The sequence below is a fragment of the Streptomyces sp. NPDC048331 genome (genome assembly GCF_043201215.1).
Taxonomy (GTDB): Bacteria; Actinomycetota; Actinomycetes; order Streptomycetales; family Streptomycetaceae; genus Streptomyces.
Genome location: NZ_JBICYT010000078.1, coordinates 1 through 15,324 on the forward strand (window position 1 = coordinate 1; position 15,324 = coordinate 15,324).

At 70.6% G+C, this 15,324-nt stretch carries 12 protein-coding genes; 6 read left to right on the plus strand and 6 right to left on the minus strand.

The features are described from left to right. The first annotated feature begins 545 nt into the window (after nt 1-545). Genes ACGFYY_RS41535 through ACGFYY_RS41545 form a run of 3 tightly spaced genes read left to right on the plus strand, consistent with a single transcriptional unit; the run spans nt 546 to nt 4,635 of the window. The gene (locus ACGFYY_RS41535; protein ID WP_393717723.1) at nt 546-3,080 is read left to right on the plus strand and encodes a Helicase associated domain protein; all 2,535 of its coding nucleotides are present in this window, start codon (nt 546-548) and stop codon (nt 3,078-3,080) included. Beyond that, nucleotides 3,080-3,379, plus strand: coding sequence for a hypothetical protein (locus ACGFYY_RS41540; RefSeq protein WP_393717725.1), 300 nt, complete (start codon nt 3,080-3,082; stop codon nt 3,377-3,379). Before ACGFYY_RS41535 ends, ACGFYY_RS41540 begins: the two co-directional genes overlap by 1 nt. Next, nucleotides 3,376-4,635, plus strand: coding sequence for a hypothetical protein (locus tag ACGFYY_RS41545; protein WP_393717727.1), 1,260 nt, complete (start codon nt 3,376-3,378; stop codon nt 4,633-4,635). The genes ACGFYY_RS41540 and ACGFYY_RS41545 overlap by 4 nt, the downstream gene beginning before the upstream one ends. 151 nt (nt 4,636-4,786) lie before the next feature. Here ACGFYY_RS41545 and ACGFYY_RS41550 read toward each other — a convergent pair whose 3' ends face one another. The 3 genes from ACGFYY_RS41550 to ACGFYY_RS41560 all read right to left on the minus strand — a co-directional run bounded on the left by ACGFYY_RS41550 (nt 4,787) and on the right by ACGFYY_RS41560 (nt 8,177). Beyond that, nucleotides 4,787-5,992, minus strand: coding sequence for a hypothetical protein (locus tag ACGFYY_RS41550; RefSeq protein ID WP_393717729.1), 1,206 nt, complete (start codon nt 5,990-5,992; stop codon nt 4,787-4,789). A gap of 152 nt (nt 5,993-6,144) precedes the next feature. Continuing rightward, entirely contained in the window at nt 6,145-6,414 is a 270-nt protein-coding gene (locus tag ACGFYY_RS41555) for a hypothetical protein (RefSeq protein ID WP_329169458.1), read from the minus strand. A 134-nt stretch (nt 6,415-6,548) separates the two neighbouring features. Then, nucleotides 6,549-8,177: a replication-relaxation family protein gene (locus tag ACGFYY_RS41560; RefSeq protein WP_393717731.1), complete on the minus strand. Its 1,629-nt coding sequence runs from the start codon at nt 8,175-8,177 to the stop codon at nt 6,549-6,551. A 418-nt stretch (nt 8,178-8,595) separates the two neighbouring features. Between ACGFYY_RS41560 and ACGFYY_RS41565 the strand changes: the two genes are divergently transcribed. Beyond that, on the plus strand, nt 8,596-9,036 hold the full coding sequence (locus tag ACGFYY_RS41565) for a hypothetical protein (protein ID WP_393717733.1): 441 nt from the start codon (nt 8,596-8,598) through the stop codon (nt 9,034-9,036). A gap of 431 nt (nt 9,037-9,467) precedes the next feature. On the opposite strand, the gene mobF is transcribed toward ACGFYY_RS41565, so the two are convergent. The 3 genes from mobF to ACGFYY_RS41580 all read right to left on the minus strand — a co-directional run bounded on the left by mobF (nt 9,468) and on the right by ACGFYY_RS41580 (nt 13,216). Then, on the minus strand, nt 9,468-11,426 hold the full coding sequence (mobF, locus tag ACGFYY_RS41570) for a MobF family relaxase (protein WP_393717735.1): 1,959 nt from the start codon (nt 11,424-11,426) through the stop codon (nt 9,468-9,470). A gap of 528 nt (nt 11,427-11,954) precedes the next feature. Beyond that, complete coding sequence (gene dapF, locus ACGFYY_RS41575) at nt 11,955-12,971, minus strand: diaminopimelate epimerase (RefSeq protein WP_393717737.1); 1,017 nt, start codon at nt 12,969-12,971, stop codon at nt 11,955-11,957. Beyond that, nucleotides 12,968-13,216, minus strand: coding sequence for a hypothetical protein (locus ACGFYY_RS41580; RefSeq protein ID WP_393717739.1), 249 nt, complete (start codon nt 13,214-13,216; stop codon nt 12,968-12,970). Before ACGFYY_RS41580 ends, dapF begins: the two co-directional genes overlap by 4 nt. Before the next feature lie 143 nt (nt 13,217-13,359). On the opposite strand from ACGFYY_RS41580, the gene ACGFYY_RS41585 reads away from it, so the two are divergent. Next, nucleotides 13,360-14,121: a GntR family transcriptional regulator gene (locus ACGFYY_RS41585; RefSeq protein ID WP_393717741.1), complete on the plus strand. Its 762-nt coding sequence runs from the start codon at nt 13,360-13,362 to the stop codon at nt 14,119-14,121. Between the two features lie 133 nt (nt 14,122-14,254). After that, on the plus strand, nt 14,255-15,160 hold the full coding sequence (locus ACGFYY_RS41590; RefSeq protein ID WP_393717743.1) for a hypothetical protein: 906 nt from the start codon (nt 14,255-14,257) through the stop codon (nt 15,158-15,160). The last annotated feature ends 164 nt before the right edge of the window (nt 15,161-15,324 follow it).

Below are 15,324 nucleotides of genomic sequence, written 5' to 3' on the forward strand. Positions count from 1 at the left end.
GCCGGGGCGCCTTCGGCCCCCCGGGGGCCGACCTCCGGCCGACCCGTGGCCTCCGCTCCGCTCCAGCCACAGCCCGTGCTCCGCGCGGGCGTGGAACAGGCAGGCAGTAGGGCAGCCGCCCGGCCGGACCGGGGTGAGGCGCAAGCGGCGGCAAGAGGAGAGGGGGTGACGGGTTGTCGGGTAAGGAGCAGGAGCAACGGGGGCCGACCTTCCGGAGGAAAGGGGCGGATTGAGGGGCCATCAGGGGCCTTGCCTGGCTTCAATAAGACCAGACTAACAGCTTCACGCCACGCTAGGAGGAATCTCGGCAATCTGTGTGCGTCTTTTTGAGTGTGGAGATAGACTCTGGACTCAGAGCACACCGGCTCAGAGTGCTCGAAAGCTTATAGAGATCCGTTGTACGGCCTCGCTGACGCTCCGGCGAGGCAAGCCAACCAGACATCAGCGCCAGTCCAATCGTAGACCTCGCACCGGATCTACGTGCAAGTTTCCCGTTCTTCGCCGCTCGGGTCGACCGGATGGCACCCAGAAGGAAGCAGGCGGATATGTCGACCACAAGCCGCACTGACCACCGCGAGACCGCCCAGCGAGAGGCCATTGACGCGGTCCTCGCTGCCCTCGAATTGCCTGCAAGATCACTTGTGCCCGAACGGGGGCTTCGAACGCAAGTGATCATGGCGACCGGGTCCGGGAAGACCCGGGTCGCGGTCCGCAGCGCGGAGGAGCTCCACGCGGGCCGTGTGCTGGTGCTCGTGCCCTCGCTGGACCTGCTCGCCCAGACCGAGGCCGCGTGGCGCGAGGGCGGCCGCCGGGGCCCGATGCTCGGGGTGTCCTCGCTGCGGGGCGAGGAGGTGTCCTTCCCCAACACCACGGACGTGGACGAGCTGGTGGAGTGGACGCGGGGCCTGGACAAGGTCACCGTGTACGCCACGTACGCGAGCCTCGGGCTGGGCACGCTGGAGCGGGCGCACGCCGGGGGCTTGGCGGCTTGGGACCTCATCGTCGTGGACGAGGCCCACCGCGTTTCCGGCCGGATCGGGAAGCCCTGGGCGGTCATCCACGACAACACCCGCATCCCGGCCCTGCGCCGGCTGTACATGACGGCCACGCCCCGCATGTGGCAGCTCGGAGACGAGGACGAGGCCAGCTCGCCGGGCGAGCTGGTCGCGAGCATGGACGACGACCCGGACGGCCCGTTCGGCAGCAGGTGCTTCACCTTGTCGCTCTCGGAAGCCATCGACAGGGGCATCTGTGCCCCCTACCAGGTCGTCTGCGTGGACGTCACCGACACCCAGCTCCAGGCCGCGCAGCTCCTGGGCGCCGAGGGCCGCTCGGCCGAGGTCCGCGGGGCGCGGCTCGCCGCTCTGCAGACCGCGCTGGTGAAGGCATCGGCGGAGGAGGGCTTCCGCAGGACGCTGGTCTTCCACCACGTGGTGAAGGAGGCCGAAGCGTTCGCGGCCGGCCTTCCCGACGTCGCCGAGCAGCTGCACGCCAGCGACCGCGAGCTGTACCCGAAGACGATCTGGGCGGACTGGCTGTGCGGTGAGCACAAGCCGCTCCACCGGCGCCGCGTCCTCGCGGAGTTCGCCGAGGGGATCGCCACGGACGGCACCGTCGTGGAGAAGGGCTACCTCGGCTCCGTGAAGGTGCTGGGCGAGGGCGTCGACACCAAGAACTGCGACTCCGTCTACTGGGCGGATGTCCGCGGCTCCATGCCCGACCTCGTCCAGGCCGTGGGGCGGGCCCTGCGGATGCAGCCCGGCGAGGGCAAGGTCGCCTCACTGGTGGTGCCGATCCTGCTCGGCCCCGGCGAGACGGCGGACAACATGCTCACCAGCCGGGCGTACGGCGGGCTCGCCAAGCTCCTCGAAGCACTCCGCGCGCACGACGCGCGGATCGTGGAAACCCTCGCGGAGCAGCAGGCCCCGAGCCGCTACAAGCCCGTCAATGAGGACGGCAGCGGCAAGAGCGGCAACGGGACTGGCAGCGGCTCCGAAGGCGTCAGCGGTCCCGCCAAGGCCCTGCTGAAGTTCTCCACGCCCCGGGACCCGGCTGCGCTCGCCGCGTTCATCAACCTGCGGGTCCTGAACCCCGAACACGAGCACTGGCGGCGCGGAGTGGAAGCCGCCGTCATCTACGCCCGCGCGCACGGCGACCTGCGCGTCCCGTTCACGTTCCGCGTCCCGGCCGCCGAGGACGCGGAGAAGGCGGGGTGGCCGGCCTCTCTCGCAGACTTCCCGCTCGGGCAGTGGACCGCCGACGCCCGCCGGTTCTACAGCCGCGGCGACATGGACGAAGAGCGCGTCGCCCAGCTGGAGAAGCTCGGGATGGTCTGGTCCCACTTCGACGTCGCCTGGGAGGAAGGGCTGTCCGCCGCGCGCGGGTGGGCGGCCGAGCACGGGCACCTCCTGGCGCCGCTGGACGCCGCCTACCAGGGCGCACCCGTGGGGATCTGGCTGAAGAACGCCCGGGTCGCCGCGCGGAAGGCGCAGGAGATCGAGCAGCGGCGAGCCGAGGGCCTGCCGGTGGAGTCGTCGGCCGGGGCGATGACGCGGGAGCGGCGCGAGCAGCTGGAGGAGATCGACCCGTCCTGGTGCCCGGTGTGGCCGGTGACGTGGCAGCGCTGCTTCCATCTCGTCCGGATGCACCTGGACGCGGGCCAGGCATTGCCGACCGCGGTGGGCGAGGTCGTGCGCCAGGGCGAGGACCTCGGCCGGTGGGTCACCTCCGTCCGGTACGGGTGGGACCAGCTCACCGCGGTACAGCAGTGGATGTGCGAGCAGGTCCTCGGCATCGAGCCCGCGACCGAGGAGGAGAAGCCGAAGCCGCGCACCAGCCAGGCGGACAAGTGGGCGATGCACCTCGCCGCCGCTGAGCAGTTCTTCGCGCGCGAGGGGCACCTGACGGTGCCGCGCAAGCACGTCGAGACGATCGCCGTCGGCGGGGGCAGCGGGGACCAGGCGCAGCGGGACGTCCCGCTGAAACTCGGGACTTGGGTCGACAACCAGCGCCGCCGGGCCGCCGCCCTGACACCGGAGCGCACGGAGCAGCTGTCCAAGGTCGGGATGCGGTGGTCCTGATGACCGGCGTTGTGGTCACCGCGGCCGCCGCGCTCGCGGCCGGCCATCTGCTCGGACGCCTGCGCCCCTGGCGGCGAGCGGGCAACTGGGCGGCCGATCAGGTCCGCTTCACCGGAGCGTGGGTCCGGGGCAGGGCGGGGCAGCAGGCCGCCGTCGTCCTGGTCCACGTCGTCACCGCGCCGCGCACCAGCTGGCGCATCATGCACGCCCCGGCCACCGATACGCGGGCACCGACGCCCGTACGCGATCCGGACTGGGCCGCCCAACGCACCCGCACTGACCAGGGAGACACAGCATGAACACCGACGGCACGACAGCACGCAGCGACTTCAAGATCCGCATGGCGGTTCGCCAGGAGGTCACCGGCCTGACGTACGAGCAGCTGCGTGAGCTGATCTCCGTCGGCGGGGTCGGGGCAGACCCCGCCGACCGGCACACGGCGGCGGTGCGGATGACGGAGCTGAAGCGGATCCAAAATCTGGTGAGCCAGCAGGCATTCGGATGCGGGTACACACTTGCGGGCGATCCGGAGGAGTGCGGACAGGGGCACCCCGCGTCGGGCGGCGTACGGCCGCCGGAGCAGCGAGGGCTCTACCGGGTCCTCGCCAGGTGCACCGAGCCGGAGCACCCCGGCGCCTCGGAGGTGACCAACCTCGCCACCGCCGACTCGGTCGAGGAAGCCGCGGTGAAGGTGCGCCGCGCGAAGGAGGGCAACCTCCACGGACCTGCGGGCCTGTACCGGATCGTGGAGGTCTTCGAGGACACGCCCTCGAATTCCGCACGGCACATGCTGGACGCGCTCTCGCAGGCCGCCGCCGAGACGGGGCAGGCCGCGGCCGCCGTGGCCGGCGCGTACGAACCCGCCCCCGAAGCGACCGGCCTCTACGAGGTGCTCACCGACTTGTTCCACCGCACCGTCGTACACCCCTGGCACCTCGCCTACCCCGGCGACCGGGGCGACGGCAGCACCCCCCAGCAACCGCGCGGCAGCGACCACGGACGCACCCTGGCCCGCCTGCTCATGGCCCACCTTGAAGCACTGGACATGCCGCTGGCGAACTCCGCCCCGCACGCGCTGAGCGCGCCACCGACGCACGACGCGGATGCCTACGGACAGGAGCTGGCCCCGGTGGCGGAACCGACTCCGGCTCCGGCTCCGGCGCTGGAGGCGAGGGACGTCCTGGCGGCGGCGGAACGCTTCCCGTGGGCCCTGGCCGCCCCGGGCGAGCGGCACTGGCCGAACGGGGAGTTCCTGGACGTCGCGCTGGGCACGGTGCGCCCCGAGGAACGCGAGGGGTACATCAAGCGCTTGGAGGTGTTCGTGGAGGAGCACCGCGCTCGCCTGGAGGAGATGCTGCGCGCGTACGGGCCGGGCAGCAGGCCCGCCTCGCACGGCCGGTACGCGCTGATCGGGCAGCCCGAGACTCTGGTCATCCTGGAGCGGATGGAGACCGCGCCGTTCTTCCTGCGCAGCCGATGGGACGAGGCGATGGAAGCCGTCCTGCTGGCCGACCTCGAGTTCGCGTGGGGGCCGCGCATCCGCGTGAGCCGGTGAGCCTTCGGGACAGACAGCGATGGGCCGCACGGAAGTCTCCGTGCGGCCCATCGCTGTACGCGGGTCAGGGTGCGTCGCCGTACCGGCTGCAGCGACGTCTGCCGTACGCGCAGGGCGAGCGGCGCCGCAGAGCCGAGGACATCGGGAGCCTCTACGCTTCGAGGTCGTCGAGGAGCTGGTCTCGTTTGATGCCGATCTGGCTGATGGAGAGGCCCAGCAAGAGCGCTCCCTCCAGGCCGGCGAGCAGAGAGAACAACTGGTCCTTCTCCTCCTGTGTTCCAGCGTCCTCGTGCTTGAACTTCTGAAGGCTGGTGCGGGTTGCCACGATCACCCGGGCCAGGACGTCGTGGACGAGGGTCGGTCCTTGGCCGTTGTCGTGCTCGTTGGCTTCACGCGCCGTAGGACCGCCGCGGTAAACGAAGCACAGGGCCTCTGCCCGCTTGTTCAGCAGGATCTTGCCATCCTCTTCTCGAGTCAGTCCGGGCTCGTCCGGCAGGTTGGCTTCGACCCAGGCCATGACTTCTTCCTTGCTGAACGCTTCCCGCATGATCCGGTCGATCAGCTCGATCAGCGAGTTGGCCGCCTGCGAGATGCCGTCCTCGGAGTGCGTCAGGGCGTCCTTGGCGCCTCGGATCTTCCTGACGAGCTGGGAGTTTTCACGCTCCAGCCTCTTCGCCGAGGAATCGGCCACCCGGTGCCGGATGGTGGAGACGATCTCCGTCATGTCGTCGGGCCGCCAGCCGACGAGGTCGTCGGCGGTGGCGGCTGTGAGCTGCATGGGGAGGGTGGAGATGAACTTCTTGCCGAACGCCTCGTCCGCCTTGATGACCATCTGCACAACCTCGAGGCCGATGATGTCGGTCTTCGAGACGGCCTTCCGCTGGTTCTCCGACATGTTGGCGACAGCGTCGCTCCAGGCCACGGCGAACGGCATCAGCCCACGGAGTCCGCGTCGCACGGCCAGAGCTACGATCGCGCCGTCCTCTTTCACCGCGTCCGCGAGCCGTCTGAAGTCACCGGCTCCGAGCAGACGAAGCGCAAAGGCAAGGTAATTCACACCCTTGAAAGAGTTCAGCCAGGATATCGCCATATCCTTGTCCTGGATTTGCTCCAGAATGTGGTCGAGCCCCGTTTCCACGTCGGAAAGATCGAACTCCTCGAAGGTGGACTCCATCCGGTCCTGCCAGGGCTGGTCGCTGCCTGTGTCCATGAGGGCCCGGCACATCGAGATCAGCAGGTCTGCACCGATGATCGCCGCATCGTCGAAGTGCAGGGCCGTGCGGACGTCGGGGTCAAGCTGTCGGAGAAACTCCGCGATCCGCGATCGACGCGTACCAACAACCGCAGGGTCCTGCATGTTCGCCTCGCTTCACCCACGTGCAATTGATTACCGATCAACATACTCCGGTGAACCGGAATGCATCACTAATTTTCCGTGCCACCCACGCCGCCCAACCATTGGCCATAACTTCTTCAATAGGCGGCTCGCCACAAGCACCTGGCGAAGCCTCAGGGTGTGTCGCCGGACCAGTCCCAGCGGTTCCGCTCGCCGGGCCGCGGGTCGTACAGAGCGCGGCCGCCGGCGCCGAACTGCCCGAGCTCGGTCATCAGCGCGACGCCGGTCTGGATCTCGTCCGCTGTCCAGCCGGTGATGTCCAGCAGCAGCCCATCAAGCGGGCCGCCGACCAGTTCGGCGTAGTCGCGGTGCGGGAGCGGGCCCGGGTGGTCGTGATCGGTGCCGTAGACCCGGCCGCGCAGCAACTCCTCATCCCTGTCCATGCGTCCCAGCCTCCCAGCCACCACCGACAACGCGGGCTTGCCCAGGGTCGCCTTGGGCTTGCCCACGGGGCGGCGGAAGGCTTGCCCAGGGTCACCCTGGGCTTGCCCGCGCGGTCGGCGAGGGCTTGCCCGGGTCAGGTGCGGCGCGAGAACCAGCGGCCGGTCTTCTGCGCGGGCACGGCCTGCTCCTGCTCTTGCTCTCGATGCGGGGGCTCGTCCGACCAGGGTTCCTGCACGTCGGTGACGAACCGCCAGTCGCAGTCCCCGCACAGAGACGGGCGGGGCTCCGGGGGAACGCCCCAGCCGACGCGCTCGGTCGCCTTCCACCGTTCGTCGGTGAACGTGGCGCCGCAGTCGGTGCAGACAGGGCGGCGGGCAGCACGCTGGAAGCCGTCCCGCTCCGCCCCGCCAGGCGCCGGCTCGTGGCGCTCCTGCGTGCCCACGTGACCTCCACCGGGGGCCACGGCCCGCTGCTTGCAGGCATCGCACAGGGCGGGGTGGGGGTCCTTCGGGGTGTCCCAGTCCGTCGCCTGCGTCGCCTCCCAGCGTTCGTCGGTGAACTTCGTCCCGCAGCCGGTGCAGACGGGGCGGCGCGCCTCACGCTCGGCTGCCTTCGCCGCCGCCTTCTCCTGCGCCGCGCGCTGCACCTGCGCCTTGTACTCCGCCTGACGGGCCCTGGCCTCGTCTTGCTCGCGGGCGTCGGCGGCATCACGGCGCGGGTTGCCGATCGCCTCCAGGAGCGACTGCGGGTGATCGCGGCCGAAGCGGGCGAACACGGCGCCGGCCGGCCCGTACTCGCGGAGATTGCGCAGCCCGACCGCGACGATCGGGATCCGCCGGTCGTAGAGGTGGTGGCCACCGCGCTGCCGCTCTCCCTCCCACAGGTGGCGGGTGAGGTCTTGCAGGCGCGGGATCGTGCGCTGGGGGTTGCGTTCGCCGAGGTGGTTGAACACCAGCAGCACGGGCGGATGCGGCGCGTCGCCGTACCGGCCCTCGGGGGCCATCCAGCGGGTGCGCCACATCGGGCGCTCCTTGCCGTCGGTGTCCTTCATCTTCCTGCGGAAGAACCGGGCGTACTTCTCCAGCTTGGCCGCGAGCTCCTCAGCGGTCTCGTGGCAGTTGTCGACCTCGATGAACAGCAGCGGCACCTGGTCCTGCGGTGCGGTGAGCACGAGGTCGGCCTGGGCGCCGCCCTTGCCGGGTGCGTTCCAGGTGCCGGTGGCGGGCAGCGGGACCTCGGTCCAGTACGAGGCGATCGTGCCGATCCCGGGCGGCGAGTCGACGACGGACTGGGCGGCGGCCTGGACGTGCGGCGGATCGTCGGCGAGCTTGGCCATGTTCGGCCTCGGGCGCAGCATCGCGATCACGGTCTCGTTGACGGACATCGGGTGGGAGGCGCCGCTGGAGCCCGCGCCGCGTGCGGTGGATCCCATCTCCGTCACCGGGCGCTGCAGCTCGTAGGAGGCGGCTTCCAGGCCCTTGACGGTCAGGTTCCGCAGGACATCCCCCGTCTCGGTGGAGCCGCCGTTCTCCGACAGGCCGTGCTTGCGCATGTCGGAGAGCGCGCCGGTGTGCGAGGCGGTGCGGGCCTGCTTCTGCTTCGACGGGGTCTCCTTGTCCGCGTGCCGGAACGTCAGGTGCGGAGCGCCGATCCGCTGGATCTGATCAGCCGTCGCCACCTTCAGCGCTCCGAGCACGCGCAACACATCGCCGCGGGAACTGTTCGTCGACCCCGCCGGGTTGGTCTTCCGCTTCCCCGCCATCAGCTCTGCTCCCTTGCTCGCGACCGGTCGCCGGCTGGCTGCCGACTGCGCCCGGCCTGGCGGAGGGCGTCCGGGCCCCCTGGAACCCGATGATCTCCTCCACCACTGACATCAGGAGTAGAGAAGAGGGTTGTGACGGTGCGGATTTCGCGCCGATTCTGGGCCTGACCAGGGGATTTCCCCAGACTCGGGGTGTCGGGCACCAAAGGGGGTTACCAAGGGGCCTCCCAAGGGGGGCCCACAGGAACTTGCGTGGGCTTGCCCAGCGCCGGTGAGGCCGGGCAAGCCCCTGGCGTCCTGACCCATCCCCATCCCGTGGAGGGGGGAGAAATCTCCGGCCGCTGTCCACAGGCCCGCGGCTCAACCTGTTGGAGACGTCGCCGTGGCCCACACGGTGACCGTACGACAGGAGCCTTCGATGCACGAGAACATGCCGATCAACCGCGCGCTGACCCCGGCACAGGTACAGCTCGCGTTCGACTACGTACTGGCGGTCGACGCCGGCGACGACGACGCGGTGGACCGGCTCGCGATCGAGCTCCTCCCCCACCCCGGCCTGCTGGTCGCCATCGCAGAGGAACTCATCCTCCCGATGACCGCGCTGCCCGACGACGTCGACGACATCAACGCCGACTCCTTCGTCCTGGACCAACTCGGCGTCCTCTTCATGACGGCGATCCACATGTGGGCCCACGACTGCCCCGCCAGCGCGGCGCCGACCATCGCCCGCTCCATCACGCACTTCGTCGCCCAAATCTTCATCACCGAACCCAAGGATGTCGCCCACGCGCTGGAGGTGATACGCGACGGGCGCCTGGAACTCGCCCGCGCGGTGCACACCACCGGCACGCACCGGTAGCCGCACACCGGCCGTACCGAGTGGGGGCGCATCCACTCGGTAGCTCCACTGAGTGGCGTCTACTCGGTAGCTCCACCGAGTGGCGTCCACTCGGTGGCGTCCACTCGCTCCCCGATGTCATCCACTCGGTGGATTCCACCCGGTGCACGATGCACGCCGTGGATGCCGACGGGTGGAAGTGGCGCGCATCGGGTGGCTTCGGTGCGGTGTTCCGGGTGTCCGGGTGCGGTGCGTTTCCCCTTGACACGGGCCTGTGTCAAGGGGAAACGCGGCAGGGTGCACCGGGGTGGATGCTCGGCATCGTCCCGGCGATGTCGTGCATCGTCATCGCGATGTCGTGCACTCCGGGACGACTTCGAGCATCCATGCGGAGAATGCACGACATCGTCGGGTGGACACCGGCCGAATCGAGTGCACCGCACCGGATGCACTCAGCGGCCGGCTCCTGGCCCGTGATGTCGGTCCGGCTGCTGAGGGCGGTGCACCCGCTGATCGTCCTCGCGCACCGGGTGCGGTGCGGGGGCGTCCTTGGGGGCGATGTATTTCTTCGTCCTCGTGCGGGCTCCATCGCCGGCCTTCGTGAAGGCGTCCGTCACGCGGCGCAGCTGCTCGGCGGTGAAGTCCAGGGCTTCGACATCTGTCCGCGATGCCTTCAGGGCCCGCAGCGCCACCAGGTCGATCGCCGACCGGGGCTTGTCCTGTGGCTCCGGGCGGTCGGAGCCGGGGTCCTGGCCCGCGATCAGGAGCTCGGGCATCGCCGCTTGCTGGTGTGCGGCGACATCGTACGTCCGGCCCCGCACGACGGTGGTGCGCAACTTCTCCCGCACCGCCGCTCCGGCGAGCACCGCGCGGTCGTAGCTCAACGGGACGCGGGGGATGTCCCACTCCTCCGCGCCCTGGCCGGGCGGCCGGGGCGCGGCCAAGGAGGAGGAGCCCGGGTCGGCCGGTGGAAGCCGATCCGGGTCCGGCACGGGGGTCGGTGGGCGCCGGGCGGGGGCGAGATCGGACAGCGCCCACCGGGCGGTGTAAAGCCGGTAGTCCGCCAGCCGGCCGCGTGTGGTCTTCGGCTCGCTGATGTCCAGGCAGTACGTCGCGAGCGCGGTGCGCACGATGTCCTCGTCCAGGCCGGGGTCGCGCCGGCGGCCGCGCAGGACCAGGGCGAGGTGACGGCGGGCTTCGGCGAGCAGGTGCCGACGGTGGAACCGGCCACCACCGTTCATCACGAACACCACCGCCGCGACGTCCACGGCCGCCAGGGCGACGTCGACCACGGCGGCGACCCGGGCCCGGATCGCGACGGCTGCGGCGCGGGCGCGCTCGAGGAGCGAGTCGATGATGTCGGCGGCCACCTTGGAGGTGTCGATCGCGCTCTGCTTCCAGTCGGCGCGCAGCTGCGCGAGGGAGCGGGCCTTCGGCTTGGGCGGGCGGGTCTTGTGGGCGGCCATCCGCATCAGTTCCACCCGGGCCCGCTCGGAGACCGCCGGCAGGAACTTCAGCTCACCGTCGTCGTCGACGGCGGTGACGTACTCGTGCTCCAGGTCGGTGAGGCAGGCGGCGATCTGCTCTCCCCGGATGGCGGTCCAGCGGATCAGCTCGTGGGGCACGCCCGCGATGTCCATGACGGGGCGGCGCCCGGCCGTGACGACCCGCGGCTCGGTCGCCAGTCCCAGCGCCTCACAGACCTCAGCGGCCACGATCTCGTTGTAGAGCGCGGACGCGGCGACCGTGTTCTCGAACAGGACCTCCGAGTGGATCGACCCCCACTTCCCGTCCAGGCGCTGCCCCTTCACCGACAGCAGCAGATGGTCGTGGAGCAGCGGCATCCCGGAGCGTGCTTCGTAGTGGCGGAAGCGGGCGGCGACCAGACCGCCGGGCGGCCGGACCTTGTATATGCCGTCCTTGCCGTACCGGATCACCGCCGCCTCGTCCTCGATCCACTCCAGCACCCGCTCGATCGCCCGCTCGTGCGCGGCCTCGATCACCCGCCGGGTCTCGTCATCACCCAGCGCCCACAGCAGGCAGATCGTCGGCTGCGGCCGGAAGACGAGATCGAACCCGGTGACCGTGACCCGGCGCCCGAGAGCGCCGGCTCGCACCGCCTGCTTCGGGGACTTCCCCGCGGCGAGCTCTTCGGCCTCGATGCGGTCCGCGTACGGGTGCCGGCCCCGCTCGCCGAACAGGTTCCGCAGCTGGCTCTCGGTGACCTCCTCACCCGGCGTCAGTCCGAGCACGGCCAGGCCGCGGCCCATCCATCGCCCGGCCAGGACACCGGCTTGCTCCTGTGCCTCGCGCAGCGGCGTGCGGGCCGGGCGGCGGCCGTCGCCGACGACGACCTGGCGCAGGTAGTAGCGGTACATCTGACCGGCTCGAATGATCGCGATATCCATCATGGAGACCACGCCACACGGCTCTGACCTGCAAGGAAAGGCCGATCAGCCGTACGTCCCGCCAGGCGGGAGCAGCGGCCGAACTTTCTTCTCAGGTGCCCGTCAGGCGGGAAGCGGCCCCGGGCCGAACGCGAATGTCATCGCTCTCCGGCAGCCCTCCACACCACCCACCACCGTCACCTGACGAGTGGCCTTGCCCATGACCGACCAGGAATCGCCGTCAGCAGGCGATCCGGCCTGTCTGGCCCGTAGGTACGACGAAGCCCCTGGCGGTCGCCAGGGGCTTTCGTGTCTTGCTCTCGTACGGCCAGCCTGCTCAGGATGCGCCGAGGGGTTCGATGTTGGCGAGGGCAGTGGGGAGCTCCCTGCCTCCGTCTGTGGGGCGGATGTACGCGCGCCGGGTCGTGCGGGGGGTGCCGGTGTGGGTCGGGAGGTCTTCTTGGACTACGGCCATCAGCCGGCCCTCGGTGCCGGAGGCGATGTCGCGAACGAGGCGGCCGATCAACGGGTGTGCCTCGTGTCCGTCGCCTTTCACCGGTCTGCCTCCGCCCTGTCCTGGTGCCCGTGTTCGCCGCTGACGAGGCGGCTGAGGCCGTGGCTGGCCCGAGCCAGCAGGGCAGGTGTGGAAGCCCCGTAGGCGGGCCTCTGGAGTCCCCTTTCGCCCTGCGCGGCGGCCGTAGGCCATGAGGTGTGGAGGCGGACGGTGCCCTGGGCGGTGAGATAGGCCGGGCCGGTGAGTGTCATGGTCCCGTCGGCGGCGACGTCGACCAGAAGGCGCCCTCCGGGGGCGTCGACGGTGTAGCGGACGGGACCGCCCGGACGGGGCGTGCGGTGGAGGGCTGCCGCGACCGCGGCGCAGGCGCCCGTTCCGCACGAGGGGGTCTCGCCGACGCCGCGTTCGTGGACGCGAAGCACCAGGTGGCGGGAGCCGAGGTCGCGGACGAACTCGACGGTTGTGCCGTGCGGGTAGGCGCTGTGCGGTGTGACGGCCGGGGCGGTGTCGAGGGTGCCGGCGTGGTCGAGGTCGTCTACGAAGGCCACGGCGTGCGGGTTGCCGACGTCGACGTGGAGGGCGGGCCAGCTTCGTGTGCCGACGGCGACGGTGATCCGGTCCGGTCCGGGAAGGGCCGGGATACCCATGGTGACGCTGACGTCGCCGTGGTGGGCGTCTTCTCCGACCAGCACGTGCAATTCGCGTACCCCGGCCCGGGTGGCGAGGGTGAGGGGGCCGCCCTGGTGGAGTCCGGTGGCGGCGAGGTAGCGGGCCAGGACGCGGGCGCCGTTGCCGCACATCGCGCCGAGCGAGCCATCCGCGTTGCGGTAGTCCATGAACCATTCCGCCCGGTCGGCCATGGCGAAGGCTTCCGGGGCGGCGGTGCAGCGGACGAGGCGCAGTACGCCGTCGGCTCCTATCCCCCTGCGGCGGTCGCACAGCTGGATGATGTCGGCGGGGGTGAGGTCGAGCGCGTCGCCGGGGTCCTCGAGGATGAGGAAGTCGTTGCCGGTGCCGTGGCCTTTGGCGAAGGGGATGCCGATCGGAATGTTCATGGGCGGGTTGTCTCTCCCAGCTCGATGCGCAGCCAGACGACGCTCGCGCCGGCGGCGGTGGTGGTCATGCCGTAGGAGGTGCCGGTTTCGAGGACCGCGACGAGGCGGTGCCAGTGCTCGGCCGGGACGCGGGAGGAGTCGGCCTGGAGGATCAGGAGGCCGTCCTGCTCGGCGGTTTCGGGTGGCTCGCCGGTGAGTTCGGTGAGTGCGGCTATGGCCGCAGCGGCGCCTAAGAGTTCGTCCATCGCTCGCCCCGACTCATCCGTCAGTTACTTGATGCACTTCTAGTCAACTAGTTTTGAGCTAGTGGACTAGATTGTCAAACGAATCGGATGTACGAGTGGAGAGCGCGCTGACCACCGGTCAGCTGCGGCAGGCAAGGGAGACCATGTCCTACAAGAGGCGCGCAGCCCCGTACCTGGGGGTCGCGGAGACCTTCCGCAGGCTCATCGCCGAGGGCGAATGGCCCGTCGGCTCCCGACTCCCCTCCCGGGACTTCCTCGGCGAGACGTACCAGGTCGGCGAGAACGTGATCCGGCGCGCCCAGGAACTCCTCATCACCGAGGGCCTGCTCGAAGGCCGCCCAGGGGCGGGCACCTACGTCCGCGCCCCCAAGGAGCGGCTGCGCATGCTGCGCTGCCCGGCGCCCGGCCACCCCAGCGCCCCGCTCGCCCCCGTCGGCATCTCCACCTGGGACGCCCAGAGCACCGCCAAAGTCCCCGCCCCCGACGCCATCGCGGCCCGGCTGGGGATCCAGCCGGGCGAGCACTGCGTACGCACCGCGTACGAGTTCCTCGATGAGGATCAGCGGCCCGCGATGAGCAGCGTCAGCTGGGAGCCGATGTCCATCACCGGCAAGAGCGCCGTGGTCCTGCCCGACGGCGGCCCCTTCGCCGGCCGCAGCGTTGTGGAGCGGATGGCGCACCTGGGCATCGTCGTGGTCCGAGCCGTGGAACGGACCCGGCCCATCCAGGCCGACCGCGACCAGGCCCAGCAGCTCGGCGTGGCCGCCGGCTCCCTCGTGACCCTGATCGAGCGGACCTACTTCGACAGCGACGACCGTCCGGTGGAAACCGCCGACCTGGTCATCCCAGCCGACCGGTGGAACATCGACTACGACATCACCTTGAGCGACACCCCCACCGGCTGAAACCCTGCCCGCCGAGTGCACCGAACTGGCCGATGACCACGGCGAATCCCCCGATCGCTTGAGGCCGCACCGGCCCCTCGGGAATCATGAAACCCGCGGCCCGGCCCGGGGCCCGCCCAGGGGGAGGAACCAGATGTCCACAGCACAGCCGAGTCCGCTCGGCAGGGTCACCGCCGTACTGAATTCGCCGGCCCTCCAAGCGGTCCTGGCCATCGCCGGGTTCGCCGTCCCCGTCGTCGGCTGGGCCATGGACCGGGTCAACCTGAAGGTGCTGCTCGTCGTCCAGGCGGTGCTCATCCTCATCCTGGCCTCCGGCCACTACTGGACGCGCAGGACCTACATTCAGCTGCGCCGGGTGACTAACCTCAAGGCCATGGATGATGTCCAGTACTACGACCGGGTCCGCTCTCAACTCGAAGCAGAACTCATTTCGGACTACGGCGAGATCGCCGACGGCCACCTGCGCGTGTACGCGTCCGAAGTCCCGCGCCTGTCCACCCTCCTGGTCAACACGGTCACCGAGGCCCAGGCCCAGCCGCAGCGCATCCTGGCGGCCGATCTGACGACCAACCCGACGCTGCTCACCAGCCGCCGCGAGTACATCGCCGCGCAGCGCCGATTCACCGAGGTCGGCGGGCGCATCGACCGCCTGTTCATCGTCTTCGCCGCCGACCTCGCCAAGCAGGAGTTCGCCGCTTCCCTGCTCGCGCTCGTCGGCCAGCACCGCGACCTCGGCGTCACCTGCGGACTCGCCGTCCGCGACCGGCTGCGCGCCGACCAGGCCGTGGACGTCGTCGTGTTCGCGAGCGCCGCCGCCCTGGTCGAGGAGGAGCAGGGCGACGCCGACTACCAGCGCGGCCGTTCCTCCGTGTACTTCAAGGGCGTCGGCCGGTGGGCCGGCCGCTTCGAGAGCGTCTGGGGCCACGGCGCCGACTCCGCGCCCCGCGTCCTTCAGGCGTACGAGGCCGCCGCCAGGCCGATGATCGACGCCGGAACCTGGGACGAGCGCCGCATCGGCACAACGGTCTCCAGCTTGTAGGAGTCCTTCCACCGCCAAAGTGGCGGGGGGGGGGGGGGGGGGGGGGGGGGGGGGGGCGGCGCCGGGGGGGGGGGGGGGGGGGGGGGGCGGGGGGGGGGTGTGCGGGGGGGGGGGGGGCCGGGGGGGGGGGGGGGGGGGTATCGGGCCGGTTCGCTGGGCCGCGT